The following is a 25,727-nucleotide window of genomic DNA, read 5'->3' as shown; positions in this document are numbered from 1 at the left end:
GTTAAGGAGTTGCCCTGATGAGCAGCCTGTCCGTTTACCACGTCTCAAGCCCTGACATTCCGAACAAGGTGCTGACCCACTTTGAAGACATCGCCTCGACCCTGGCCGAGCAGGGCGTGCGTTTCGACCGTTGGCAAGCCGCAGCGAAAATCCAGCCCGGCGCCAGTCAGGAAGAAGTGATCGCCGCGTACCAGGAGCAAATCGACAAGCTGATGACCGAGCGCGGTTACATCACCGTCGACGTGGTCAGCTTGAAAAGCGATCACCCGCAAAAAGCCGAGTTGCGTGCCAAGTTTCTCGATGAACACCGTCATGGCGAAGACGAAGTGCGATTTTTCGTCGCCGGCCGTGGCTTGTTCACCCTGCACATCGACGATTACGTGTACGCCGTGCTCTGCGAGAAGAACGACCTGATCTCGGTGCCAGCCGGCACAAAGCACTGGTTCGACATGGGTGAAAACCCGCATTTCGTCGCAATCCGCCTGTTCAACAACCCCGAAGGCTGGGTGGCCAACTTCACCGGCGATGACATCGCCAGCCACTTCCCGTGTCTTGAGGACTGAACCGATGCCGATCAAAGCGATTCTCACCGACATCGAAGGCACCACCAGCGCGGTGAGTTTTGTGTTCGACGTGTTGTTTCCGTACGCGGCCAAACACCTGCCGGACTTCGTTCGCGAAAATGCCGAACGTGCTGACGTCGCCGAACAGCTCGAGGCTGTGCGGCGTGACGGCGGTGAACCACAAGCCGACGTCGAGCGGGTTATCGAAATCCTCTTGGGCTGGATCGCCGAAGACCGCAAGGCCACGCCGCTCAAGGCGTTGCAAGGCATGGTCTGGGAGCAGGGGTATCTGGCCGGGCAGTTGAAAGGCCACGTTTACCCGGACGCCGTTGAAGCGCTGAAACGCTGGCATCAGGAAGGCTATCAACTGTTTGTGTATTCCTCGGGATCGATTCAGGCGCAAAAACTGATTTTCGGTTGTTCGGAGGCGGGGGATCTGTCGCCACTGTTCAGTGGCTATTTCGACACCACTTCAGGGCCCAAGCGCGAAGCGCAGTCCTACCAGCGCATCACCCAGGGGATTGGTGTCGAGGCTTCGCAGATTCTGTTTCTGTCCGACATCGTTCAGGAACTGGACGCGGCGCGCACGGCCGGCATGGCCACCTGTGGCCTGGCACGTGAAGGCGGGGAGTTGGCAGGGCATGTGACGGTGGACAGTTTTGCGCGGATCAGTCCGTCTGTCTTTTAAACATCAGCCGTAGAAACAACTCAGGCCGTGAAGCGAAAGCTCTCACGGCCTGATCGTTTATAGCGCTGTTACGGTTTATGCCGAGTGATAGGTCGGCAGTGCGAACCGTTGCTGGCTTTGCAGCATGGAAATCTGCGGCAGTTCGCTGGCCTGTTCGGCGACGTCACGGCGAATCGCGCTGATGACCCATGACAGCTGATCGCCGGCATGCAATTGCTGGTAGGAAATCGAACGTTTGAAGACTTTACCGTCGTGGCTGCGCAGGGTCAGCAGAATGCCGCCATCCGGCCGGGGCTGGGTGGTCACTTCGAAGTTGGAGAACAGCGACGAAAATTTTTCCTGGATCAGGCTCATGTCTATCAGCTCCATTTTGTGCTTGAAGGGCAACATGGAGGGGTAGTTGCAGTGATTGTGCCAGCACCTATATTTTTAAAATTTCATATAAATCAGTAAGTTACATTTTTATGATTTTTTGGCTTTCGTGCAATTTGCATGAATGGCCATCGTGCATCCTGCATTTTGCGAGATCGTCGACAACTGGATGGAACCAATCGCAACGGCGGAGTTCCGCTTTGCGAAGGCATCGGTCGCGGATACAAAACATTGCAAAAACCGCGTGTACAGCTCAAGAAGCCCTGACGTATTTTCGGCCTCAATCAACGCCACCCGACAATAAAAAGATCGAACGGGAGCAACCATGAGCCGCACGCTGCACGACACGATTACCTGGGGCATGATGCTCCGCAAGCTGCCTTCCATTGCCAAAGCCATCCCCCGCGTGGTGAAGGGCATGAAAGTCGCCAACGTCAAGGACCCGACCCAACCGTGTGGTCTCGGCTGGAGCTTCGAGCAGGCGACGTTGCGCAATCCCGATGGCCCGGCATTGCTGCAGGGCGACGTGATGCTCACTTATGCACAGGCCAATCAGTGGGCCAATCGCATCGCCCATCACCTGATTGCCCAAGGCATCGGCAAGGGCGATGTGGTCGCGGTGTTTATCGAGAACCGTGTGGAACTGCTGGTGACGATATTGGCGGTGGCCAAGGTCGGTGCGATCAGCGCCTTGCTGAATACCTCCCAGACCCGCGATACCCTGGTTCATAGCCTGAATCTGGTGGCGCCTGTAGGGATTGTGGTCGGAGAAGAGCTGGTTCCGGCCTTCAATGCGGTCCGCGAGCGGGTGGCCATCGATGTGGCGCGCACCTGGTTTGTCGCCGATCAAGATACTTATCGCGATCCGGGCAAAACGCCCGATGGCTTCATTAACCTGATGGCGGCCAGCTGCGACGCGCCCAGTGACAATCCCGTCAGCAGCCGGCAGGTTTTTTTCGATGACCCTTGTTTCTATATCTACACCTCGGGCACTACCGGGTTGCCCAAGGCCGGGGTGTTCAAACACGGCCGCTGGATGCGCAGCTCCGCCAGCTTCGGGCTGATCGCCCTGGACATGCAGCCGCAGGACGTCGTCTATTGCACCTTGCCGCTGTACCACGCCACCGGGCTCTGCGTGTGCTGGGGCTCGGCGATCAGCGGGTCGTCGGGGTTTGCCATCCGCCGCAAGTTCAGCGCCAGCCAGTTCTGGAGCGACGTGCGCAAATACCGGGCGACCACCCTCGGGTACGTTGGCGAATTGTGTCGCTACCTGGTGGATCAACCGCGCAGCGTCGACGACAGTCGGCACAGCGTGAGGAAGATGATCGGCAATGGTCTGCGCCCCGGCGCGTGGAACGAGTTCAAGACGCGATTTGCCGTCGACCACATCTGCGAGCTGTACGCCGCCAGCGACGGCAATATTGGTTTCACCAACATCCTCAACTTCGACAACACCATTGGCTTTTCCCTGATGTCCTGGGAGCTGGTGGCGTACGACCACGACAGCGGTGCCCCCACGCGGGATGCCAAGGGGTTCATGCGCAAAGTGGCCAAGGGCGAGCAGGGGCTGTTGTTGGCGAGGATCGACGACAAGGCACCTCTGGACGGCTACACCGATCCGCAGAAGACCGCAAAAGTGGTGCTCCACGATGTGTTCGTGAAGGGCGACCGCTACTTCAATACCGGTGACCTGCTGCGCAACATCGGTTTCGGTCACGCGCAGTTTGTCGATCGCCTGGGCGACACCTACCGCTGGAAGGGCGAAAACGTCTCCACCACCGAGGTCGAGAACATCCTGTTGCAACACCCGCACATCGCCGAAGCCGTGGCCTATGGCGTGGAAATCCACAACACCAACGGGCGGGCGGGGATGGCGGCCATTACACCGGCCGAATCCCTGGCGACCCTGGATTTCAGTGAGTTGCTGGCGTTCGCCAGGCAACAAATGCCGGCCTATGCGGTGCCACTGTTCCTGCGGGTGAAAGTGAAAATGGAAACCACCGGGACCTTCAAGTACCAGAAGACCCGGCTCAAGGACGAAGCCTTCGACCCGAGCAAAACCGGCGATGACCCGATTTATGCCTGGCTGCCGGGCACCGAAACCTACGTGCGAGTCACCGAGCAGGTGCTGGCGGATATTTACGGAGGCAGGCATCGCTATTGAAAGGGTCGCTATTGAATATCGCTATGACCGTCCATGAGAAAAAACAAGTGACAGGTTCCGGGCTGCTCGGGAAACTATCGGCTTTCCGATTGACCGAATGTGGAGTCCCCAATGTCAGACAAAAGCCGCCAGATGACCCCCGAAGAGGCTGCTGAATTTGCCGAACAGGTGTTCAACAAAGCGCGCGAGGGCGATGCGGCCATGATGGCTGCGCTGCTGACCAAGGGCCTGCCGCCGAACCTGCGCAACCACAAGGGCGACACTTTACTGATGCTCGCCGCGTACCACGGCCATGTCGACACCGTAAAAGTTTTGCTCGAACACAAGGCCGATCCCGAGATTCGCAACGACAACGGCCAGAGCCCGATTGCCGGCGCGGCATTCAAGGGTGATCTGGCAGTGGTCAAGGCGTTGGTCGAGGGTGGCGCTGAAGTGGAAGGTTCGTCCTTCGACGGACGCACTGCGCTGATGATGGCGGCGATGTTCAACCGCGTCGAAATCATCGACTACCTGATCAGCAAAGGCGCCGATCCGAAAGCCAAGGACGCCAATGGCGTGTCTGCGCTGGACGCGGCCAAGACCATGGGCGCGGCGGATACCACGGCTCAGCTGCAAAAACTCCTGGCCTGATTCGGGCTTTTGTGGCGAGGGAGCTTGCTCCCGCTGGGCTGCGAAGCAGCCCCAAAATCAGCGATCGCGGTCATTCAGATAGACCACATTCACCGGATTTACGACTGCTTCGCAGCCGAACGGGGGCAAGCCCCCTCGCCACAGGTTCCTGCCAGGTCCCGCAATCCGTTTCCGAATGCGGTATCCTTCGCGCCCTCAAAATTCCCTCGCTACAGGATCCACCTCATGAAAGCCGCACTCGTCGAACTCATCAGCAAAATCAGCTCCGGGTGCATGGGCGAGGACGAAATCCTGAAAATCGCTGACGAAGCGGCTCAGGCCTACGCCGATCCCGAGGCTTTTCTGGCGGCCAATCCAGATATCAACTACGACGACACCTTTCCGATCCCGTTGGGCGAGTGGGTTGTCGTCGGCAGTCTGCCGGAAACCGTGCTGTTCCAGGCCGACACCTACATGGACCTGTTCGCGCAGATCGTCGCCTCGTTCGGCCCCGGCGTTGAGTTCAACATCAAGCCCAAGCAACTGGCCAAAACCGAAGCCCTCACGGCACTCAATCGCATTCAGGTGCAGATGAGCAGCCTGAACAAGGAAAACGGTGGCTACACCTTGATGAATTTCAGCCAGTTGCTCGACGACGAACTGCAAGTGGTGCTGGTCTTTGGCAACGACGTGCCACGGGTGCTGGAGTTGTGCGCCGAAGTCGGCATCGCCGCCGCGCCCTCCCTGGAAGCCCTGAAAGTGGCCATCCACGTCTGAAACCGTCTACAACGGTAATAAAACGGAACCCTCGCCAGGCCCGACTATCCTAAGAGTGCCTACCATTTTTTTGGAGCGACACCATGGGTTCCACGTTCAACACCCTGATCGGCCTGATTATTTTTGCCCTGGATATCTGGGCCATCATCAACGTGCTTAAAAGTGGCGCCGAAACCGGGATGAAAGTCCTTTGGGTGCTGTTGATCCTGCTGCTGCCGGTGCTGGGCCTGATCATCTGGGCCATCGCCGGGCCAAGAGGCGATGTGCGGATCTGACGATCTTCATGGTAGGAGCGAGGCTTGCCCGCGAAAGGATCGCTGCGGTGTACCTGATAGACCGAGTCATCGTTCTTCGCGGGCAAGCCTCGCTCCTACCGGTGTGTGCATCAGAAGGTTCGACCTGTCATGTTCCGCGACGTAGAATGCGCGCCTTTCCCGGTCAATCGAGGCGATCGATTGGCCATCATGGGCGGGTAACCGTCCGTTGCCACCCGCATTCATCGGAGCACTTCCCATGAGCAATACCCCAACCAGCGAGTACCTGGAAACCCTCTACGAAGGCTATGGCCAGCGTTTTCGCATGGAAAAACTGCTGCACGAAGTGCGCACCGAACACCAGCACCTGGTGATTTTCGAAAACCCGCGCATGGGCCGGGTGATGGCGCTGGATGGCGTAATCCAGACCACCGAAGCCGACGAATTCATCTACCACGAAATGCTCACCCACGTGCCGATCCTCGCCCATGGCACCGCCAAGCGCGTGCTGATCATCGGTGGTGGCGACGGCGGCATGCTGCGTGAAGTGGCCAAGCACCGCAGCGTCGAGCACATCACCATGGTCGAAATCGACGGCACCGTGGTCGACATGTGCAAGGAATTCCTGCCGAACCACTCCAAGGGGGCGTTCGATGATCCACGCCTGAACCTGGTGATCGACGACGGCATGCGTTTCGTCGCCACCACCACCGAAAAGTTCGACGTGATCATTTCCGACTCCACCGACCCGATCGGTCCGGGCGAAGTGCTGTTCTCCGAAAACTTCTACCAGGCTTGCCACCGCTGCCTGAACGAAGGCGGCATTCTGGTGACCCAGAACGGCACCCCGTTCATGCAAATCGAAGAAGTCAAAACCACCGCCGGTCGCCTGCGCAGCCTGTTCCCGGACTGGCACTTCTATCAGGCAGCCGTGCCGACCTACATCGGCGGCGCAATGACCTTCGCCTGGGGCGCGACCGATACCGCTTATCGCAAATTGTCCCGCGAAACCCTGCAACAGCGCTTCGCCGGCAGCGGCATCATCACCCGCTATTACAACCCGGAAATCCACATTGGTGCCTTCGCGTTGCCGCAGTACGTGCTGCAAGCAGTGAACAAACCTAGCAACGACTGATGCTTCGTCGATAAGAAAGGCCGTCGCCGGTGTGTGAAACACGCGGGTGACGGCCTTTTTTCATGTCTTGCTTTTAGGATCCCTTGGAACGATCGGCCAATGCACGAGTCGAGATAGATGTAAGCCCATCCATGGGTTTTACCGAGGAGGCACCGATGCAAAAGTGGAAAATCACTTTCGTGGATGATCACGGTGAATCAGTCGACGAACTCTTCGAGTGCGAGGAGTGCCCGAGCAAGGAGCAAGCCGCCAAACTCGTTCGCGCCCGACGCCTGCCGGTCGCTGCCGAACTGGACCTCAATGATCTGGAGGGTCGTACCGCTGATCCGACCGTCAAAAGTCTGAAATCCCAAAACAGCATTGAAATCCTCAGTATTACTCCGATTTGATACACCTCCTGTCACATTCACCACCAGGCCTTGGCAGCGGCTCTGTCTTGAGGCTACTCTGCAACCGAGATCAGCGAGTGACTCGCTAAGGTCTGGTCTTGTCAGCTACATGCTTGTTTCCCGGCGGCAACCTCTGTTGCCGCATCGAAAGTGCAGGGAATACGGAAAGTCTATCCATCAGTCTGAGGGGGACGTTTCATGAGCACAGCCTATCAAGAAGACATCAGCAGCAGCGTGCTGCGCCGCATGAAAGAAGGCGGTTTCGATTTTTCACGATTCCATCCCATCGAGTTCTACGCCATTTTCCCGGACGAGGAGCGGGCACGCAGGGCGGCAGGTCATTTTTGTGGTGAATCCTTGAATGCCCAGATCAGCGCGCGTGACGACGGCGCGTGGTCGCTGGAACTGAGCAAAGTGATGTACGCCACCTACGACGGGATCGGCGACTTCGAGCAGGACTTCGAGGCGGTGGTCGAGCCTCTGGGTGGCATCATCGAGGGATGGGGCGTCAAACAGGAGATACGAGGGCTACTCGCATAAGCTTATGAACAGTGACACTTAGTAACGGCTGACCTTTGGGTTGGCCGTTTTTGTTTCGATCTTTTTATTTCGCCACATTTCAAACGGACAAAAAAAAGCCACCTGAACAGGCGGCTAAAGGGAAGAGCGATCAGTTTTCCAGCGAATGTACGGATTATCCGCATCTCCCTCCCGAGCAGTGAAATCAACTCTGACTATGCTGCTGATAGGCGACAGCATTGCTTCGCCATGAAGCGGGGGCGATCAGGGTGGGGCATTTACCGCACAGGATTGGTGCGGTGCGCGCAGCGACATTATCCAACTGATTGATATCAAAGCGTTTCTGCCTATGGCACGGGCCTTGCGAAGGCCTGGATGTCCGTGTGACAAGGAGTACGGCATGATCCGCACCTTTTTTGATGAAATGTACGATGCCGGCGGCCAGGTCCGTCCGCATTATCGGGAGTTTGCCCGTTGGCTGGCCGAAACGCCTGACGAGCTTTTGGCACAACGGCGACGCGAGGCCGATCTGTTATTTCATCGTGCCGGGATTACCTTCACGCTCTATGGTGATGAGCAGGGGACAGAGCGCCTGATTCCCTTCGACACCATTCCCCGCAGCATCCCCGCCAGTGAATGGCGGGTCGTCGAACGCGGCTGCATTCAGCGGGTCAAGGCATTGAACATGTTCCTTGCCGACCTCTATCACGAGCAGCGCATCATCAAGGCCGGCATCATCCCGGCCGAACAAGTGCTGGCCAACGAGCAATACCAGTTGGCGATGCAAGGGCTGGATCTGCACCGCGATATCTATTCGCACATTTCCGGTGTCGACCTGGTGCGCGATGGCGACGGCACCTACTACGTGCTCGAAGACAACCTGCGTACCCCCAGCGGCGTGAGCTACATGCTCGAAGACCGCAAGATGATGATGCGCCTGTTCCCCGAGTTGTTCGCGGCCCAGCGCATCGCACCGATCGACCACTACCCGAACCTGCTGCTCGACACTCTGAAAAGCTCCAGCCCGATCGACAACCCGAGCGTGGTGGTGCTGACGCCGGGGCGTTTCAACAGTGCGTTTTTCGAGCATGCGTTCCTCGCTCGGGAAATGGGCGTTGAACTGGTGGAAGGCGCCGACCTGTTCGTGCGCGACGACAAGGTGTTCATGCGCACCACGGACGGGCCGAAAGCGGTCGACGTGATCTACCGTCGCCTCGACGATGCGTTCCTCGATCCGCTGGCGTTCAACCCCGATTCGATGCTTGGCGTTCCAGGGCTGCTGTCGTCCTACCGCTCCGGCAATGTGGTGCTGGCGAATGCCATCGGCACCGGGGTCGCGGACGACAAGTCGGTGTATCCCTTCGTCACGGACATGATTCGTTTCTACCTCGATGAAGAGCCGATCCTGAAGAACGTGCCGACGTGGCAGTGTCGTAATCCTTCTGAACTGTCCCACGTGCTGGCCAACCTTCCGGAGCTGGTGGTCAAGGAAACCCAAGGCTCCGGCGGTTACGGAATGCTGGTGGGGCCGGCGGCGACGGCAGCGGAGATCGAGTCTTTCCGCGAGCGGATCAAAGCCAAGCCCCACGCGTACATCGCGCAACCGACGTTGTCGTTGTCGACCTGTCCGACCTTTGTCGAAAACGGCATCGCACCGCGCCACATCGACCTGCGTCCGTTTGTATTGTCTGGCCGCGAAACCCGGGTTGTGCCCGGCGGTTTGACCCGTGTCGCCTTGCGTGAAGGCTCCCTGGTGGTGAACTCGTCCCAGGGCGGCGGAACCAAGGACACCTGGGTGGTCGAGGATTGAAGGAAGCTTGCCATGTTAAGTAGAACTGCCTCGGATCTGTACTGGATGTCGCGTTACCTGGAGCGGGCGGAAAACCTCGCGCGGATGCTCGACATCAGTTATTCGCTGTCGCTGATGCCCCAGGACGGTCGTGGCGACGGCTTGCACGAACTGGCCATGCCGTTGCTGATCACTGGCACCCTGGACGATTACCTGGCGCGCCACGGCGATCTGCATGCCGAACGGCTGCTGCATTTTTTCGCCCTGGACGCGGCCAACCCGGCGAGCATCTACAGCTGCCTCGGTGCCGCGCGAGCCAGCGCCCATGCGGTGCGTGGGCGAATCACCGCCGACATGTGGGAAAACATCAACGCCACCTGGCTGGAAATTCGCGGGATCGCCGAGCAGGGCTTGAGTCGCTACGGCATGAGCCGTTTCTGTGAGTGGATCAAGGAACGTTCCCACCTGTTCCGCGGCGCTTGCTACGGCACGATCATGCGTAACGACGCGTTCCGCTTCATTCGTCTGGGCACCTTCATCGAAAGGGCCGACAACACCTTGCGCCTGCTAGATGCCCGTTACGAAATGGCCGGCGATCAAGCCGAAGCAGTCAGTGACGGTACGGCCCACGCCTATTACCAATGGAGCGCCTTGTTGCGGGCCTTGTCATCGTTCGAGGCCTACACCGAAATCTACCGCGACGCCCCCGGCGCCCGGCATGTGGCCGAGCTGTTATTGCTGCGCGCCGATGTGCCGCGATCCCTGCGAGCCTGCACCGAAGAGGTCGATCAGATTCTCGCTCAACTACCGGGGGCCAACGGCCGTCCCGCACAACGCCTGGCGGCGGAAATGGACGCGCGCCTGCGCTACACCGGTATCAACGAAATCCTCGACGAAGGCCTGCACACCTGGCTGACCGAGTTCATCCCGCTGGTGCGCCAGTTGGGCAATGCCATACACAGTTCCTATCTGGAGGCTGCATGAGACTTTCCATTAGCCACGAGACCGCCTATCACTACGAAGATCAGGTGCGGGCGAGCATCCAGTACCTGCGACTGACACCCCACGACAGCGAGCGCCAGCACGTGCTGAGCTGGCAACTTGACCTGCCGCGCCCGGTGCGCGCGCAACTCGATCCGTTCGGCAACATCCTGCATGTGTTGACCCTGGACGAGCCGCATGAGGCGATCATCATCGGCGCCCGTGGCCAGGTCGATATCGACGAGCTGCGCGAAGCCGAGCACGAGAGTCAGTCGGCGCTGCCGTTCCTGCGTTTCACCCGGCTGACCGAAGCCGACGAAGCCCTGCGCGCGTTTGCCGGGAAGGCGTGCAAGCAACGGCGGGATCGCACGGCGCTGATCGATTTGATGCATGGCCTGAACCAGCACATGACCTACACGCCAGGTGCCACCGAAGTGGAGACCAGCGCCGCGCAAGCTTTCGCCGGGCGTTCCGGGGTCTGCCAGGACCATACCCATGCGTTTCTCGCCTGCGCCCGCAGCCTGGGCATCCCCTCGCGTTATGTGTCGGGGTATTTGTACAGCGAGAACAGTGAACACCTGGCCAGTCACGCCTGGGCGGAAGCCTGGCTGAATGACGCCTGGTATAGCTTCGATGTGACCAACGAACTGGCCCGGCCTGAACGTCACTTGAAACTGGCCGTGGGCCTGGACTACCTCGACGCCTGTCCGGTGCGCGGTATGCGCCGTGGCGGCGGGTATGAGCAGATGCATGCCAAGGTGTTGGTCGCGCCGACGCCTGCGCCGGTGATCTCCGTCCAACAGCAGTAGCAGTCATTCATTGTGGCGAGGGAGCTTGCTCCCGCTCGGCTGCGCAGCAGTCGCAAACCCGGCGAATGCGGTTTGCCTGACGGATCGCGTCGCCTGATTTGAGGGCCGCTTCGCGCCCCAGCGGGAGCGAGCTCCCTCGCCACAGGTGGATGTTTACTTGGCCGAAGACACCTTGCGTCCCGCCATGTGTTTCAAATACCCCACCAACAACTCCAGATCCCCCTCCGGCAACACCGTCGGTGAGAACCCGGGCATCTTCGCCTGCGGCCACTGGCGCAAGCTCTGCGGGTCACGGATGTAACGCTTGAGGAAGTCTGCGCCGAAATACTCGGTCGGGTTGAACGGAATATTCAGGTCCGGCCCGAACTGCGCGTCCCCCGCGCCATTGAGTCGATGACAGGCCAGGCAGTTCTTCTGAAACAGCGCAAAGCCCTTGTTCACCGGATGGTCCGCCTTCAGCGCAGGATCGGGTAACAGGGCAGGGAAGCGCTCAGCCACCGGGGCCATGCGCTTGATGCTCGCCACTTCGAACGGCCATTGCTCGGGACTGATATTGCCCGCCTGTGGATCGGTCCAGACCAGATAGAACGGCCCGGCACTGGGCTTGCCCTCGGACAGCGGCGGCCACGGCTTGGCCGGGTCTTCAATCGCCAGCCAGACCCGCGCGCCCTGGGTATTGAGCAACGGCGCGGCGGCCAGTTCGGCGGCAAAACCGTCCAGGGCCACGGCTTGCAAGTGGTCGTCAGGCTTGATGCCCGTCAACAACGCCGCCAACGGCACGGCGCGATAGCTCATGTCCCGTTTGTAGGAAACGTCGTTAGTGATCGTGATGGTCTGAGCCTGAGGATGCTTGAGCAATTCCTCGGTCTGCCACGTGCGAGGGCTCGCGCCCAGCTCAAGATTCAGCTGCGCGGCAGACAGAGGCGTGCTGAGCAGCAAGGCCCCAAACAGAATGAGCGCTTTCAAGTGATCGTCGTCCATGTCGTGGAAGTGCCGCAAAGGTTGGCACAGCCACGCCGGCCCGGATAGCGAGCCAGTCACATTTTTATCAGGCGAAATGAAAACCCCCGCTGCTCGATCAGCCAAGCACCTTGGTCAGGTTCGGCAAAATCAACAACAGCGTAGTAGCAAATAGAATGAGCCCGGCTTGACGTACTTTCGAATGTTTGAACATGGCTTGACCGCCTTTTTTGTTATTTCCTGGTTGCCTGCCTGCATATCTCCATGACGGCAGAGCGCTGCACTTCCTGTAGGACGAGAGCCTCGGCAAAACCCGACGACAACTTCGTACAGGTTTACATTAGGGCCCGCGTCACGCTTGGCTTAGATCCATTTCGTATGGACTTAGCGCTGACCACTGCCAAAAAGACATGAGGCCTATGGCCATCTTCTTGGGCGCCCGTTGGCTAGACAGCTTGGTGACACGAATCGATTAATCCGATAGCTGACTACCGTTCGTCTGAGCGTGACCGTCAACGCCAATGAGCGCTGTGGTCATTGAATCCACGGCTGCTCGGCATAAGGTGAGGGTATAGAGATCACCCTCAGGTTCGAGAACGCCATGACCCAAGCTTTGATATTTGACGCGTTACGCACGCCCCGTGGCAAAGGCAAGGCCAATGGCGCCTTGCACAGCGTCAAGCCAGTGAACCTGGTGGCCGGGCTGCTGACGGCGTTGCAGCAGCGCACCTCCCTGGACACCAGTCAGGTCGACGACGTGGTGCTTGGCTGCGTGACGCCTATCGGTGATCAGGGCGCCGACATTGCCAAGACCGCCACACAAGTGGCCGATTGGGACGTCAGCGTGGCGGGTGTGCAACTCAATCGCTTCTGCGCGTCGGGGCTGGAAGCAGTGAACCTGGGCGCGATGAAAGTGCGTTCCGGCTTCGAAGATCTGGTGGTGGTCGGTGGCGTCGAGTCGATGTCCCGCGTGGCCATGGGCAGCGACGGCGGGGCCTGGGCGCTGGACCCGGAAACCAACTTGCACAGCCATTTCACACCCCAGGGCGTGGGTGCTGACCTGATCGCGACAATCGAAGGTTTCAGTCGTCAGGACGTCGATGCCTTCGCGTTGCACTCCCAGCAGAAAGCGGCGCGGGCGCGGGCGGATGGTTCCTTCAACAAGTCGCTGGTGCCGGTGCAGGACCAGAACGGCATCATCCTGCTTGATCACGATGAGTTCATTCGCGCCGATTCGACGATGGAAGGCCTGGGCAAGCTCAAGCCAAGTTTCGAAATGATCGGGCAAATGGGCTTCGACGCCACGGCATTGCGGGTGTACAGCCAGGTCGAGCGGATCAACCACGTTCACACGCCGGGCAACAGCTCCGGGATCGTCGATGGCGCGGCGCTGATGCTGATCGGCTCCGAAGCGAAGGGCCGGGCGCTGGGCTTGCAGCCACGGGCGCGGGTCGTCGCCACGGCAGTCACCAGCACCGACCCGACCATCATGCTCACCGGCCCGGCGCCGGCCACCCGCAAGGCACTGGCCAAGGCCGGGCTGCGGGTCGAAGACATCGACCTGTTCGAAGTCAATGAAGCGTTCGCCTCGGTCGTGTTGAAGTTCATCAAGGACATGGCCATCGACCCGGACAAGGTCAACGTCAACGGCGGCTCCATCGCCATGGGCCATCCGCTCGGCGCCACCGGTTGCGCGATTCTCGGCACGCTGCTCGATGAACTGGAAACCCGGCGCCTGCGCTATGGCCTGGCGACATTGTGTGTCGGCGGCGGCATGGGCATTGCCACCATCATCGAACGCCTCTGAGCCTGCGTTTAAGAAAATCCGACTCAAGGAAAATTGCCATGACCCAAGCCATTCGTTACGAAAAGGGCCCGGACCGGATCGTCGTCCTGACCATCGACATGCCGGGCCAGAGCGCGAACACCATGAACGCGGTCTACCGCGAGGCCATGGCCACCTGTGTCGAGCGCCTGGTCGCCGACAAGGATGCGATTGCCGGCGTGATCATCACCTCGGCCAAGAAAACCTTCTTCGCCGGTGGCGACCTCAATGAACTGATCAAGGTCGGCAAGTCCGAAGCCCAAGCCTTTTACAACATGGTGCTGACCCTCAAGGGCCAGTTGCGCACCCTGGAAACCCTCGGTAAACCGGTGGTTGCCGCCATTAACGGTGCGGCGCTCGGCGGCGGTTGGGAAATCTGCCTGGCATGCCATCACCGTGTGGCGCTCGACAACCCGTCGGTGCTGCTTGGCCTGCCGGAAGTCACCCTCGGCCTGTTGCCGGGCGGCGGCGGGGTGGTGCGCATGGTGCGCATGCTGGGCATCGAAAAAGCTCTGCCGTATCTGCTGGAAGGCAAGAAAATCCGCCCGCAACAGGCGCTGCAAGCGAGGTTGATCGATGAGTTGGCTGTTGATCACGATGAGCTGATGGCCAAGGCGCGGGCGTGGATTGCTGCTCATCCGGTTGCTGTGCAGCGTTGGGATGTGAAGGGTTATCAGATCCCTGGCGGTACGCCGTCGGATCCGAAAGTCATGCAGATGCTGGCCATCACGCCGTCGATCCTACGTAGTAAAACCCAGGGGTGCCTGCCCGCGCCGGAGAAAATCCTCTGCGCCGCGGTGGAGGGCGCTCAGGTGGATTTCGACACCGCGCACCTGATCGAAACCCGCTACTTCACCGAACTGACTACGGGCCAGGTGTCGAAAAACCTCATCGGCACCTTTTGGTTCCAGCTCAATGAGATCAATGCCGGCGGTTCGCGACCTCAGGGCATAGCGCCTTACGTGACGAAGAAAGTCGGCGTGCTCGGCGCCGGGATGATGGGCGCGGGCATCGCGTTTGTCAGCGCCTCGGCCGGTATCGATGTGGTGCTCAAAGACATCAACCTCGCCGCGGCAGAGAAGGGCAAGGCTCACTCGGCGGCGCTGCTGGACAAGAAGGTTGCTCGGGGTCAGTTGAGCCGGGAGCAGCGCGAGGCGATTCTGACGCGAATCCATACCACCGAAAATGACGCGGATCTGGCTGGTTGCGATTTGATTATCGAAGCGGTGTTTGAAGATCGCGAGCTTAAAGCCAGGGTCTCATCGGCAGCGCAAACCGTCGTCGGCCCGGACGCGGTGATCGCCTCCAATACCTCGACGTTGCCGATCAGTGGCCTGGCCACCGCCGTGCCAGACCAGAGCAAATTCATCGGCCTGCATTTCTTCAGTCCCGTGGAGAAAATGCCGTTGGTGGAAATCATCAAAGGCGTCCATACCAGCGACGAAACCCTGACTCGCGGTTTCGATTTCGTCCTGCAAATCAAGAAAACTCCGATTGTGGTCAATGACAGTCGTGGCTTTTTTACGTCGCGGGTGTTTGGCACCTTCACCAACGAAGGCATCGCGATGCTCGGCGAAGGCGTGAGCGCGCCGATGATCGAGACCGAAGCGCGCAAGGCCGGCATGCCCGTCGGGCCTCTGGCGATCTCCGACGAAGTTTCCCTCAGCCTCATGAGCCATATCCGCCAGCAAACCGCCAAAGACCTGCAAGCGGAAGGGAAACCGCTGATTGAGCACCCGGCGTTTGCCGTGATTGACTTGTTGCTCAAGGAATTCAAGCGTCCGGGCAAGGCCGCTGGAGGTGGTTTCTACGATTACCCGGCCGCCGGGCAGAAACATTTGTGGCCGGAGCTGAAAACCCGCTTCGAGAAAGCCGCCGGGCAGATTTCGCCGAAAGACGTGCGCGATCGCTTGCTGTTCATCCAGGCCATCGAAACCGTGCGTTGTGTAGAGGAGGGCGTGCTGACCTCGACGGCGGATGCCAACGTTGGCTCGATCTTCGGCATCGGCTTCGCAGCCTGGACCGGCGGTGCGCTGCAATTCATCAACCAGTACGGTGTGAAAGACTTTGTTGCCCGCGCCCAGTACCTGGCCGAGCAATATGGCGAACGCTTCACGCCGCCTGCGCTGTTGCTGGAGAAAGCCGCCAAGGACGCGTTGTTCTAAGGGGACGTTCCAAGGGACCGATGACGCCTTCCGGGGCTTGCCTTGCCACCGTGTTTCAAGGCAGGCTCTGGGGTGTGCATTATTCCCACCATGTGTCAGGTATTTTTTATGTCGTTACGCATCTGCATTCTGGAAACCGACATCCTGCGTCCGGAACTGGTCGATCAATATCAGGGTTACGGGCAGATGTTCCAGCGTCTGTTTTCGCAGCAACCCATCGCGGCCGAATTCAGCGTGTACAACGTGATGCAGGGCGATTATCCCAGCGATGACCTGACCTTCGATGCGTATCTGGTCACCGGCAGCAAGGCCGATTCCTTCGGCACCGACCCATGGATTCAAACCCTCAAGACGTATCTGCTGAAGCGCTACGAGCGTGGCGACAAACTGCTGGGCGTGTGCTTCGGTCACCAACTGTTGGCGCTGCTATTGGGCGGCAAGAGCGAGCGGGCGACCCAGGGCTGGGGAGTCGGCACCCACAAATACAAACTCGCGGCCAAGGCGCCGTGGATGAGCCCGGTGAGGGAAGAACTGACGTTGCTGATCAGTCACCAGGATCAGGTCACCGCATTGCCGGAAAACGCGACGGTGATTGCTTCTAGCGATTTCTGCCCGTTCGCCGCGTACCACATCAACGATCAGGTGCTGTGCTTCCAGGGGCATCCGGAGTTCATTCACGATTACTCGCGGGCGCTGCTGGATATCCGCCAGGAAGCACTGGGCGAGCAGATTTATTCGCAAGGTATGGCGAGTCTTGAACACGAGCATCACGGCACTACCGTCGCAGAGTGGATGATGCGGTTTGTGGCGCACAAGCCTGAGACTGACTCGGTTAAGCCTTAAAAGCTTCGCGGGCAAGCCTCGCTCCTACGGATAACCCTGTAGGAGCGAGGCTGCCCGCGAATTTTGCAGACGCCTCGGTCCCGACTACAACCACCCAGACTTTTTGAAGCTCGCCCACAAACCGACGCACCCAACGGTGATAAACCCCAGCACCGCGAAATACCCGTAATGCCAGCTCAACTCCGGCATGTTCTGGAAGTTCATCCCATAGATCCCGGCCACCGCGGTCGGGAATGCCAGAATCGCCGCCCATGCCGCAAACTTGCGCTGCACCACGCTCTGGCGTGACGCCTCCAGCAACACCCCGACCTCGATGGTCTGGCTGGCAATGTCCGCCAGGGTCGTCAGGTCTTCCAGTTGCCGCGTGACATGAATCTGCACATCGCGGAAATACGGGCGCATATTTTTGTCGATAAACGGAAAGCTCAGCTTTTGCAGTTCCTCACCGATCTCCACCATCGGTGCCGCGTACCGGCGCAAGCGCAATACATCGCGGCGCAGGCCGTGGAGTTTCTGGATGTCGCGTTCGTTCAGGGAACCGCAGAGGACATTACTCTCCAGCTCATCGATCTCGGCATGAATCGCTTCGCCCATCGGCTGGTAGTTTTCAATCACGAAATCGAGGATGGCATAGAGTACGAAATCTTCCCCATGCTCCAGCAACAGCGGGCGCGCCTCACAACGCTGTCGGACATGGGCGTAGGACGCCGAATGACCGTTACGTGCGGTAATGATGTAACCCTTGCCGGCGAAGATATGCGTCTCGATGAACTGCAATTTGCCTTCGTTGCGGATCGGTGAATACGTGACGATGAACAGCGCATCGCCGAACGTTTCCAGCTTCGGTCGGCTGTGTTTTTCCAGGGCGTCTTCGATGGCCAGTTCGTGCAGGTTGAACTGGCGTTGCAGGTTGAACAGCTCCTGCGCATTGGGCTCTTCGAGGCCGATCCACACAAAGTGGCCAGGCTTGGCAGCCCAGGCAGCGCCTTCGTCGAGGGTGATGTTGGTGACTTTTTTACCGGCGCTGTAAACCGCAGCAGCAACGACTCTACCCATGATGATTCACTTCTTATCGGTCGCTTTCTATTGGTAAAGACTGGCGGTGCCAGGCAGGTTTCAGCTTAACCTTGTCTACTGCTTGAGAGTCAGCAAAATCGGTAGAGTTCGCAGGCAAAAGAAAACCCGCACAGGGCGGGTTTCATTCAGGCGGCTTGCAGCTGCCGATCCATCGAGTCGATGCACTCACGCATCTGTTCGCGGCACTGGGCGATCAACATCGGCATGTCATCCAGACTCAATCCAGCCGTAGGAATTGCCGGTAACGAACGGATCAGAATCTTCCCACTGCGCCAGCGGTTCAATCGCATGTGTTTGACGTAACTGCTGACACACACCGGCACGATTGGCACGCCGGCGGCAATCGCCATCTGGAACGCGCCTTTCTTGAACGGCAGCAGCTCTTCGCCCAAGTTGCGGGTGCCCTCGGGGAAGACCCAGATCGAGGTGTCTTCATTCTGCAAGGTGTGCGTGGTGGTCAGCATCGACTGGCGTGCCTTGTGCGCATTGCCGCGATCGATTAACACATTGCCCGCCAGCCAGAACAACTGCCCGAACAGCGGCACCCACTTCAGGCTCTTCTTGCCGATGCACACGGTGCGGCGGGGCACCACGTTGCCGAACACAAACAGATCGTAGTTGGACTGGTGGTTGGCGATGATCACGCAGCTATCGGGTTTATCCATCAGCGGCCCGACATCGGCCTTGACCCGTAAACGCAAAATGCACATTGCCGGCCACGCATACAGACGGGCGCACAAACGGCTGTTGTCCGGATTGAACGGACGGCACAGCCCGAGAATCACTCCGAGCACACCGGCCAGAATAAAGTGCAGGCCCATCAATAACATACGAAACACAAACAGCATTTAAAGGCCCACCGGGACAAAAGGTGGCGCAGTGTACGGATGTGCACTGTTTTCGGCAATTGCCGCTATAGAAGTGGGAGATAGCCGATGTTTGAGCGCATGTTTCCGACTTGTGGGTCAGATGCGGCCTAGAGCGGTTGTAAGTTTTTAAACCAGACACCCAAGAAAAAGCCCGACACGACGGTCGGGCTTTTCGGTGCAACGCGTTCGGGCTTAGCCCATGTGCTCCTGATCCAGGATGATCGCGTTGTCCAGCGTCTCCAGCAGCGCCTTGCGCGTTTTCAACTTGGTGTTCTTGTGGGCGATCATGTTGAGCTTCTTCAACTGACGAGCCGCCGCCAGCGCCGCGTCTTGCAGCTCTTCGGCCGACACCACCTTATCGAGGAAGCCGGCGTCCACGGCGTTTTGTGGGTTGAACATCTCGGCGTTGATCACCGCGCGATGGAACGCCGACTTGCGCAGACGATCACGGGCCAGTTCGATACCGGCATGGTGCATGGTCATGCCGATCTGCACTTCGTTCAGGCCAATGCTGAACGGGCCATCGACACCGATGCGGTAGTCAGCCGACAACAGAAGAAACGCACCCTTGGCCACCGCATGCCCAGGACACGCCACGACCACCGGGAACGGATGCGACAACAGGCGACGAGCCAGGGTCGAACCGGCAGCCACCAGTGCCATGGCCTCGTTAGGGCCGGCCGTCATCACCTTCAAATCATAACCACCCGACAAAATCCCCGGCTGACCGGTAATGATCACCACCGCCCGATCCGCTACCGCCCGATCCAGCGCAGCGTTAAACGCGACAATCACGTCTGGAGAGATGGCATTGACCTTGCCATTGCTCAAGGTCAGGGTCGCGATACCGTCTTCGAGATGGTAGGAAATCAACTCACTCATGACGCCAATCCTTCTAATAAAGTAGGGCAGACGTTACCCACCGCTGTAGGCCAGGTAAAGCGCCGTGACTGACCCGCCAGTCACCCTTTTCCAGCCCTCCAGGCGCAGCCCGCCCCGTCCACCGTGCATTGGCCTCTATATAGAAGGGGAGGCGAAGCCGGAGATTGGCAGGTTTGCCATGCCCTTGAACGCCCCCAAAGCGCTAATCGCGTTAAGCGCATGAAAATTCTGAAAAAAATGTTTGCCATCAGAAAAGCTTTCGACTACATTAGCGCGCCTCGACAGACTGAATGCGTTTGACGAGATACGGTGAAGTGTCCGAGTGGCTTAAGGAGCACGCCTGGAAAGTGTGTATACAGGAAACTGTATCGAGAGTTCGAATCTCTCCTTCACCGCCACATTTAGTAAACACAAACCCCTGATTTTCCTAGAGAAAGTCGGGGGTTTGTGGTTTTTGGCGTCTGGAAAATGCCCATATGGGACTGATATGGGACTGGAGCGTCTTTTTCTGGCTTAAAGATGCGAGCCGCATCTCGTTGATCGCTGTGCCTAAAATCAGCGTTTAATACACTCAATCCGCGGAACCGACGACTGCCGCCGGCCAATTGAAAGGAATACCCCATGACTTGGTTCGGCTTCGTCGGCAATTTGCTCGCCGTCGCGCTTATTGAGTACGTAGCGTTTGGCGCCTATGGCGAATTTAACGTGCTGCGCTGGTCGCTTATCATCTGGCTCTGTTATGCCGCCACGCTCGCCATGTTTGTGGCATACCTGCTACCTGAAGTTCTGGAAGCCCGGCGCAAGGCCCGGGCGCGTGATGTATAACGCCCATTGATCGGACCGGGAAAACTCTACCTCTAACCGGACAAACTTTCCCCTGAACGGAACCCCGGATTTATCGGGGGCAAATCATCAAAGGTAAGGCCAAGACGGGATTGGGGGCCGGCGGGGCTGGTGGAACGGGGCCGTACAGCGTGACGATAATGGTAACGACCAGGAGTAAATTGTTTAGGATTTGGTTTAAAGACATCGGTAAATTCTCTCGTATGTCTTTTATTTAGCTTGGCGAGATTCTGAATCAGCCGGAAAACGCTACCGTTCGTCGGGCGGCCTAAAAATAGTTCGGGGCGGCCGCCGGCGAGTGACCGCCGCGTTACGAATAACGGCGTTTTCGTTTAATCACCCCCCACCAAAAGGCCCACCTCGGTGGGCTTTTTTGTGCCGACTGGACGCCAGAGAGGCGGGATCTGGCCTACCATTCCAACAGTGAGGGGTTTTACGCGTATTCAGCCCCTGTCCTTCCTGCCCAGAGGCCTGCTTTGGAATGTCCGTGCCCTATCTCCCGCTGGAAGCCTGGAACAAACACTGGCAACTCGACGGCCCGCAGGTGTGCTGTCGGCTGTGTAACCACGTCCAGGACCTAACGCAGGCCGGCGCTTTTACCCATGCACCGTACTGCAAAGCTCGCACCGTCGAACCCCAATACCCCAGCCGTGAACTGGCTGTGCTGCTGCAGCAAAAAATCCAAGCGGGGTTGTTTTGATGCGCGCCGGGATTACCGTCGAGATACTGGGATAGGTCCCGGCAAGTCCAATTCTCTAGCGACTTTCGACCGAATGACCAATGCGGCGTCTTTCGGTGTCGTCGATTTCGGTGGCTCTTACGTAGCAGGCACCTGAGGCCTTCTGTCCTTGAACTCTCTGGAGCATTAACATTTTTTCCATGCCTTGCTTGCAGTGCGCCTCTGAATCGCTTGGGAAGGCCTCTACGTCCTTCCCGTCGATCATCAGGATGAAAACCCACATTTTTAGCATGACGCCTCCTTGGCTTTGGGAGCGAAGCGGGTGGGGGTGGTGTTACACCCCCACTTCAGTACGGTATAGCTGAACCTCTATAGCTCCAGTGCTAATTGCAACATCCCGACGACATCCGGCCCATCGGGATAAGAGCATGAGTGAAGTGATAGCCGAATTAGATGAGCGGAAAAGGAAAAGTCGCTTTCGGGAACCTTCTCTGGGTGAAGTCAAATAAGCTTCCAATAAAGAACACAAAGGAACCCTAACCATGAGCGAGCCGAACAATCCTGCCACGGTGGGCCGTGCCCGGGAGCAGATTGCCAAGATCGCCGGCGCTGAGTCGCATACCGCTGTTGGTCTGCTTAATCTCTGGGCGCGAGGGTATGTGGAAGCGTTGTACGCTGAAGGGCTGATCGACTGGGCCGAGTACTGTCTCCTGAACGATGCGGTCGACCAGCAGCGCGACCAGCGCAAGGCCGAATTGAAGGCGGCCGGGAAGGACTGAGCGTTACGAATAACGGCGTTTATCGTGAAAGGAACCCACGGCGGCCGACTACACTACCCGGGGCAACCCATCAAAGGAGCGACACCTATGCAAATGAGTGAAGCGGCAGAAGTGGTGCAAGTCGCCGGCGCGACCAGTGCCAACAAGAAACTGGCCGAGGGCTGGACGCTGCTGGCCGTAGTGCCCAATGCGAATAACTCCGGCTTGGCGCATGTGGCCTATGTGCTGGGCAAGTCCGAGCGGAGCCCGGAAAAGGAAGATGTTCCGGCGACGAAGGGATTTTTCACGTAAGCCCCGCGCGTTACGAGTAACGCCACTTATGTAAAAAGGCCCCACACTTTGACTAGGTGCGGGGCCTTTTTGTTTCTACAGCTTCAGCGCCATCTGCAAAATCCCTATGACATCCGGCCCATCCTCATTGATCCACGTCCCATAGTGCTGACGGATCATGTTCCCATTGGTATGTCCCATCTGCTCGGCGATCCAATCGACCGAAGCCACCCCCGTAGTCAACAACTGGCTGGCGTAGGTATGCCGGCACTGGCCAGGCCCACGATAACGGACCCCGGCCGTGTTCAAGTGAGCCTTGAAGAAGCGATCTCGCACAACGAAGTCGCTGACATGCGGTAAACCGCTCTTCGTGTTCAGGAATACAAAATGCAGCTTGTGTTGCCGCACGGTCTTGTTGTCCCGTTCAACGATGTCGACCGTCTGCGCTTTTTTGGTCGGGTTCATTGCATCAATCTTGCGTAGCGCATCCCACGCTGGCTCCAACAGCCGAACCTTCCGAGTCGAGCGCCGGGTTTTCGTCACCCGGTAAGCTCCGCGCACCTTGGATCGACGAAACGTCACCGTCCCTTGCTGCAGATCGACATCCTCCCAAGCCAGGGCGATGGTTTCTGATACACGTGGTCCCGCCCAAATCATGAACTGGATCATCAACAGCTCTTGCGTGCGATGGGTCGGTGTTTCGAGGATCTGTTTGATTTCCGCCCTGGTGAACGGGTCCGGTGCTTCAGGATCGGGCAAGCGGACGAACAGCCCTTCAGTCGGATCATGAGCGACTTTCTTGCGGGTACGGTAAAGCCGGAAGACTTGTCGCACGTTGCTGATAATGTCGCGGATGGTCTTGTTCTTCAGCCGCTTCGACAGCGTGTCCTGCACCCATTCTTGCAAATCCAGGTGATCGATCTGGTCGATCTGAACCTTGCCCCAGCGCGGCCGCACATGCACCTCAGCCTTGTTGGCATAACCCCGATAGGAGGTTGCGGCAACGCTATTGCTTTTGATCTTCAGCCACAGATCAAGGTAATGACCGAAGGTGTTCTCGACCAGATTGGCTGAGTCAGGAAAATGCCGGCTGTAGTTGAAGGTGCCAGCCTGTATCTCGTACTCGATGATGTTTACCAGGCGCTCTGCTTGTTCCCGGTTGGCCGCAGTGTTGCCGCCGGGGATGAGCTCCCGGTACCGCTTGCCGTTGAAACGAAAATAGACCCGCACCGAATTGCCACGGGCCTCTACGCCATGTGCCATATACGTCCCTACACGATGAACTGAACAACTGATCAGCAGGCTGAGAGCAGAAAGGCCCGTTATCGGGCCTTTCTGTGTCGCGTTGCCTTGTATTTGAGTGTTGCTGATCAGTCCTGGCGAAGTAACCAGAACAAGCTGGCGCTTTTTCTAGGTCGGGGGGCAACCCCGGATCTGGCTTCCTCAGCCCGCCGTTGTGCGTTGAGCACCTGGCGCGCTTTGCTGCATTTCTGGTGATTGCCATGGGCGCGGGATTTGCCGCATCGGTCGCAGATGCCTGTAAGGTCCAGATTCCAGGGGAAGGATTTGCCGTTCTCGGCCATGGTTTCGCTCCTGGTCACATGCGCAACGACTGATTGGAAAACCTCGGTGCCGCCAGCTGCGCCGGCCCCTGTTCATGGTGGCCCTGGACTTCGCAAATGAAGTAATGAAGCTTCCGGTTTTTGGCGGTCAATGCGGCCGTCAACTGCGGGACGGTCGCAATGCACTGTTCATATGCATCAGGTTTGATCCAGCGTTGAACTGGGATCACCTGGCAGTCGGTGTGGGAAGCGTCGACACACAGGTACATCAGAAGGAGGGCGGTCATGACCATTGCCCTCCAGTCAGCAGGCGTGTCAGTGCGTTCGGTTGGCCTTCCTGCGTAAGCTTGTCGAGCGGTTGGGTGATGTGTCGGCCATTGCCAGCACGCACCGTTGCAACCTGGCCTTCTATCTCGGTAATCACACCTTTGCAAACGCTGAATCGGTAGCCACGACCTACTGCCGTGATTTGGACGTAGCTGACACGATCACCGATAGCGAGCGGGTTCGTGATAGCCTCTTCAATACCGCCTTTGGGTTGATTCACTTGCATGGTGCTTCTCCTTTTGTGTGGTCGGTGCCGAGGGGTTGCAGCCCCTCGGCACCAGTTCTTTTCCGGTTTTGCCGATATCAGTGCAGGCGGATTTTCTTGCCGTCCTGCATCACGTAAAGATTCACATCGGCTATCCGGTACTGGCCGCCGATTCCTCCCTTGACCACGTAACCACCAAAGTCCTCGACGATGCAGACCTTGAACGGGTAGCCGTACGGGCTATTACGGCAAAGGTCCACCTGACAGGCGTACTTGCTCGACTTCTTGATTTCCGCGTAAAGCTGCTGACCGGCAGCGGGCACCTCGTGCGAACCATGGGCTGCGTAAAAGCCGCGCCATGCGTCGAATGTGCTTGAATTGTTGTAGGCAGACTCACCTTCACAGATCGTCAGGTCTAGGCCTTCGGCTGCTGCCCAGTTCTCAAAGGCGAGTCGCAGATTCAGGTTCTTGAGGGTGTCTTGCATGGTGCTTCTCCTTTTATGTAGCCCAGGCGTTGCAGCGCCTGATGGGTAACTTTCGAATGCCGATCAGTACGGAACAAACGCCAAACCAACGTTGTGCTCGACTTGATTCAGGGCACTGCGGCGTTGCTCTTCGGTGAGGTTGAGCAAGAGGCTGAGTACGTCCACCAAGGCCATCAACACCCCGCCGTTTTTTGCGACTCGCGAACTCGGCTGAGCAGGGTGTTTGTCGTAAAGAGTTGCTGCGTAGACGGGGGCCAGCCTGTTAACCGTGCTGACCGTTTGATCTGCCCGCTGATCCACGGCACGACCAAATGCCCCGGCCTGCCCAGGTGTGAGTTGATACAACGCTTGTGCATGGTGGCGGCTTTCGGTCGTGTGGGGCGTTGTCAGCATTACGCGGACCATTCGGCTTTCAAGTGCGTCGTTGCATTCGATGGGCGGATTCGCGCTGATCACCAACGTTCCTCTGAAGGTGACCTGAGTCTGTTCACTTGGCGAATGGACTGAGAGGGTGCCCCCGTTGTAGAGCGAGGCAATTTGGTCCCAATCAAATTTGGATTCGTGTTCGAAATCGTTACCGGTCTCAAGAATCACGGGTAAATCGCCGGCGTTGGCGAAGATGCGGGCAAGCCCTCTTGGTGTTGCATGCCCTGGGGAATAGGACGTCAATGAGTCTAGGCCGTTGAGTGTCCACAGGTAGCTCAGCAAGGACGTTTTCCCACTGCCCGTGCTGCCGGTGATATACAGGAAAGGAAAGCTGTGATGTTCCGCACGGATCTGCTCTGCATGTCTTGCGCCAAGCCACCAGGCCATCGCGACAATCCCCTGCGCGCCAAAGACGGCATGGAAGTCATCAAAGCGGATGGCGGATTTCAGTTCGTTTTGCATGTTGTTGCTCCTTCGGTTA

General features: G+C 58.4%; 31 protein-coding genes and 1 tRNA gene. 20 read left to right on the top strand and 12 right to left on the bottom strand.

All coding sequences use genetic code 11. The features are described 5' to 3' along the window. The first annotated feature begins 17 nt into the window (after positions 1-17). Both AC07V0_RS11000 and mtnC read left to right on the top strand, forming a co-directional pair. Positions 18-563 carry a 1,2-dihydroxy-3-keto-5-methylthiopentene dioxygenase gene (locus AC07V0_RS11000; RefSeq protein ID WP_086945802.1) on the top strand — a complete coding sequence of 182 codons (546 nt, stop codon included), beginning with the start codon at positions 18-20 and terminating at the stop codon, positions 561-563. Between the two features lie 4 nt (positions 564-567). Further along, positions 568-1,251 (top strand): acireductone synthase, encoded by a 684-nt coding sequence (gene mtnC / locus AC07V0_RS10995; RefSeq protein ID WP_086945801.1) that lies wholly within the window; start codon positions 568-570, stop codon positions 1,249-1,251. A 75-nt stretch (positions 1,252-1,326) separates the two neighbouring features. Here mtnC and AC07V0_RS10990 read toward each other — a convergent pair whose 3' ends face one another. Further along, positions 1,327-1,605 (bottom strand): DUF3509 domain-containing protein, encoded by a 279-nt coding sequence (locus tag AC07V0_RS10990; protein ID WP_018925205.1) that lies wholly within the window; start codon positions 1,603-1,605, stop codon positions 1,327-1,329. Between the two features lie 343 nt (positions 1,606-1,948). Here AC07V0_RS10990 and AC07V0_RS10985 point away from each other — a divergent pair, with 343 nt between their 5' ends. The 10 genes from AC07V0_RS10985 to AC07V0_RS10940 all read left to right on the top strand — a co-directional run bounded on the left by AC07V0_RS10985 (position 1,949) and on the right by AC07V0_RS10940 (position 11,049). Next, a complete protein-coding gene (locus tag AC07V0_RS10985) occupies positions 1,949-3,787 on the top strand; it encodes a long-chain-acyl-CoA synthetase (protein ID WP_086945800.1) in 1,839 nt (612 codons plus the stop codon). A gap of 111 nt (positions 3,788-3,898) precedes the next feature. Further along, positions 3,899-4,417 carry an ankyrin repeat domain-containing protein gene (locus tag AC07V0_RS10980; protein ID WP_019648228.1) on the top strand — a complete coding sequence of 173 codons (519 nt, stop codon included), beginning with the start codon at positions 3,899-3,901 and terminating at the stop codon, positions 4,415-4,417. A 225-nt stretch (positions 4,418-4,642) separates the two neighbouring features. Beyond that, complete coding sequence (locus tag AC07V0_RS10975) at positions 4,643-5,173, top strand: hypothetical protein (RefSeq protein WP_064619242.1); 531 nt, start codon at positions 4,643-4,645, stop codon at positions 5,171-5,173. Positions 5,174-5,256: 83 nt separating this feature from the next. Further along, positions 5,257-5,448, top strand: coding sequence for a PLDc N-terminal domain-containing protein (locus tag AC07V0_RS10970; RefSeq protein ID WP_007940802.1), 192 nt, complete (start codon positions 5,257-5,259; stop codon positions 5,446-5,448). A gap of 238 nt (positions 5,449-5,686) precedes the next feature. Next, positions 5,687-6,562, top strand: coding sequence for a polyamine aminopropyltransferase (gene speE, locus AC07V0_RS10965; protein ID WP_018925208.1), 876 nt, complete (start codon positions 5,687-5,689; stop codon positions 6,560-6,562). A gap of 155 nt (positions 6,563-6,717) precedes the next feature. Further along, positions 6,718-6,951, top strand: coding sequence for a hypothetical protein (locus tag AC07V0_RS10960; protein ID WP_064619239.1), 234 nt, complete (start codon positions 6,718-6,720; stop codon positions 6,949-6,951). A gap of 198 nt (positions 6,952-7,149) precedes the next feature. Beyond that, a complete protein-coding gene (locus tag AC07V0_RS10955) occupies positions 7,150-7,491 on the top strand; it encodes a ribonuclease E inhibitor RraB (RefSeq protein ID WP_018925210.1) in 342 nt (113 codons plus the stop codon). Positions 7,492-7,870: 379 nt separating this feature from the next. Beyond that, a complete protein-coding gene (locus AC07V0_RS10950) occupies positions 7,871-9,280 on the top strand; it encodes a circularly permuted type 2 ATP-grasp protein (RefSeq protein ID WP_018925211.1) in 1,410 nt (469 codons plus the stop codon). Between the two features lie 12 nt (positions 9,281-9,292). Further along, complete coding sequence (locus AC07V0_RS10945; RefSeq protein WP_026286340.1) at positions 9,293-10,243, top strand: alpha-E domain-containing protein; 951 nt, start codon at positions 9,293-9,295, stop codon at positions 10,241-10,243. Then, positions 10,240-11,049: a transglutaminase family protein gene (locus tag AC07V0_RS10940; RefSeq protein WP_064619236.1), complete on the top strand. Its 810-nt coding sequence runs from the start codon at positions 10,240-10,242 to the stop codon at positions 11,047-11,049. Before AC07V0_RS10945 ends, AC07V0_RS10940 begins: the two co-directional genes overlap by 4 nt. A 153-nt stretch (positions 11,050-11,202) precedes the next feature. On the opposite strand, the gene AC07V0_RS10935 is transcribed toward AC07V0_RS10940, so the two are convergent. Continuing rightward, on the bottom strand, positions 11,203-12,030 hold the full coding sequence (locus tag AC07V0_RS10935; RefSeq protein ID WP_495019597.1) for a c-type cytochrome: 828 nt from the start codon (positions 12,028-12,030) through the stop codon (positions 11,203-11,205). A 580-nt stretch (positions 12,031-12,610) separates the two neighbouring features. Between AC07V0_RS10935 and AC07V0_RS10930 the strand changes: the two genes are divergently transcribed. From AC07V0_RS10930 to AC07V0_RS10920, 3 genes are all read left to right on the top strand, one after another. Next, a complete protein-coding gene (locus AC07V0_RS10930) occupies positions 12,611-13,816 on the top strand; it encodes an acetyl-CoA C-acetyltransferase (RefSeq protein WP_064619234.1) in 1,206 nt (401 codons plus the stop codon). A 38-nt stretch (positions 13,817-13,854) separates the two neighbouring features. Continuing rightward, entirely contained in the window at positions 13,855-15,999 is a 2,145-nt protein-coding gene (locus tag AC07V0_RS10925) for a 3-hydroxyacyl-CoA dehydrogenase NAD-binding domain-containing protein (protein ID WP_086945798.1), read from the top strand. A gap of 108 nt (positions 16,000-16,107) precedes the next feature. Next, positions 16,108-16,842: an amidotransferase gene (locus AC07V0_RS10920; RefSeq protein ID WP_018925217.1), complete on the top strand. Its 735-nt coding sequence runs from the start codon at positions 16,108-16,110 to the stop codon at positions 16,840-16,842. An 84-nt stretch (positions 16,843-16,926) separates the two neighbouring features. On the opposite strand, the gene AC07V0_RS10915 is transcribed toward AC07V0_RS10920, so the two are convergent. The 3 genes from AC07V0_RS10915 to AC07V0_RS10905 form a co-directional block, all read right to left on the bottom strand. Beyond that, positions 16,927-17,898 (bottom strand): magnesium and cobalt transport protein CorA, encoded by a 972-nt coding sequence (locus AC07V0_RS10915; protein ID WP_086945797.1) that lies wholly within the window; start codon positions 17,896-17,898, stop codon positions 16,927-16,929. 146 nt (positions 17,899-18,044) lie between these two features. Further along, the gene (locus tag AC07V0_RS10910) at positions 18,045-18,767 is read right to left on the bottom strand and encodes a 1-acylglycerol-3-phosphate O-acyltransferase (protein ID WP_018925219.1); all 723 of its coding nucleotides are present in this window, start codon (positions 18,765-18,767) and stop codon (positions 18,045-18,047) included. A 213-nt stretch (positions 18,768-18,980) separates the two neighbouring features. Beyond that, on the bottom strand, positions 18,981-19,670 hold the full coding sequence (locus tag AC07V0_RS10905; RefSeq protein WP_064619225.1) for a crotonase/enoyl-CoA hydratase family protein: 690 nt from the start codon (positions 19,668-19,670) through the stop codon (positions 18,981-18,983). A 308-nt stretch (positions 19,671-19,978) separates the two neighbouring features. Here AC07V0_RS10905 and AC07V0_RS10900 point away from each other — a divergent pair. From AC07V0_RS10900 to AC07V0_RS10890, 3 genes are all read left to right on the top strand, one after another. Beyond that, a tRNA-Ser gene (locus AC07V0_RS10900) sits at positions 19,979-20,068 on the top strand. Between the two features lie 223 nt (positions 20,069-20,291). After that, entirely contained in the window at positions 20,292-20,495 is a 204-nt protein-coding gene (locus tag AC07V0_RS10895; RefSeq protein ID WP_495019596.1) for a hypothetical protein, read from the top strand. A 499-nt stretch (positions 20,496-20,994) separates the two neighbouring features. Then, on the top strand, positions 20,995-21,213 hold the full coding sequence (locus AC07V0_RS10890) for a hypothetical protein (RefSeq protein WP_495019595.1): 219 nt from the start codon (positions 20,995-20,997) through the stop codon (positions 21,211-21,213). 55 nt (positions 21,214-21,268) lie between these two features. Here AC07V0_RS10890 and AC07V0_RS10885 read toward each other — a convergent pair whose 3' ends face one another. Then, the gene (locus AC07V0_RS10885; protein WP_495019594.1) at positions 21,269-21,484 is read right to left on the bottom strand and encodes a hypothetical protein; all 216 of its coding nucleotides are present in this window, start codon (positions 21,482-21,484) and stop codon (positions 21,269-21,271) included. A gap of 250 nt (positions 21,485-21,734) precedes the next feature. Between AC07V0_RS10885 and AC07V0_RS10880 the strand changes: the two genes are divergently transcribed. Next, positions 21,735-21,971, top strand: a complete 237-nt coding sequence (locus tag AC07V0_RS10880; RefSeq protein WP_495019593.1) for a hypothetical protein — start codon at positions 21,735-21,737, stop codon at positions 21,969-21,971. Between the two features lie 87 nt (positions 21,972-22,058). Further along, on the top strand, positions 22,059-22,262 hold the full coding sequence (locus AC07V0_RS10875; RefSeq protein WP_495019592.1) for a hypothetical protein: 204 nt from the start codon (positions 22,059-22,061) through the stop codon (positions 22,260-22,262). A 75-nt stretch (positions 22,263-22,337) separates the two neighbouring features. Here the strand turns inward: AC07V0_RS10875 and AC07V0_RS10870 are convergent, their stop codons facing one another. The 6 genes from AC07V0_RS10870 to AC07V0_RS10845 all read right to left on the bottom strand — a co-directional run bounded on the left by AC07V0_RS10870 (position 22,338) and on the right by AC07V0_RS10845 (position 25,708). Further along, positions 22,338-23,504, bottom strand: coding sequence for an Arm DNA-binding domain-containing protein (locus tag AC07V0_RS10870; protein WP_495019591.1), 1,167 nt, complete (start codon positions 23,502-23,504; stop codon positions 22,338-22,340). Between the two features lie 107 nt (positions 23,505-23,611). Continuing rightward, positions 23,612-23,824 (bottom strand): hypothetical protein, encoded by a 213-nt coding sequence (locus AC07V0_RS10865; RefSeq protein WP_495019590.1) that lies wholly within the window; start codon positions 23,822-23,824, stop codon positions 23,612-23,614. Between the two features lie 14 nt (positions 23,825-23,838). Further along, a complete protein-coding gene (locus AC07V0_RS10860; protein WP_495019589.1) occupies positions 23,839-24,090 on the bottom strand; it encodes a hypothetical protein in 252 nt (83 codons plus the stop codon). After that, positions 24,087-24,356, bottom strand: a complete 270-nt coding sequence (locus AC07V0_RS10855) for a hypothetical protein (RefSeq protein ID WP_495019588.1) — start codon at positions 24,354-24,356, stop codon at positions 24,087-24,089. The genes AC07V0_RS10860 and AC07V0_RS10855 overlap by 4 nt, the downstream gene beginning before the upstream one ends. A gap of 77 nt (positions 24,357-24,433) precedes the next feature. Next, on the bottom strand, positions 24,434-24,820 hold the full coding sequence (locus AC07V0_RS10850) for a hypothetical protein (RefSeq protein WP_495019587.1): 387 nt from the start codon (positions 24,818-24,820) through the stop codon (positions 24,434-24,436). A gap of 63 nt (positions 24,821-24,883) precedes the next feature. Then, positions 24,884-25,708: a P-loop NTPase family protein gene (locus AC07V0_RS10845; RefSeq protein ID WP_495019586.1), complete on the bottom strand. Its 825-nt coding sequence runs from the start codon at positions 25,706-25,708 to the stop codon at positions 24,884-24,886. Between the last annotated feature and the right edge of the window lie 19 nt (positions 25,709-25,727).

Source organism: Pseudomonas sp. GW821-FHT01E10, assembly GCF_059422365.1.
The sequence above is the reverse complement of the archived record's forward strand: the minus strand, read 5'-3'. Positions and strand labels throughout refer to the sequence as shown.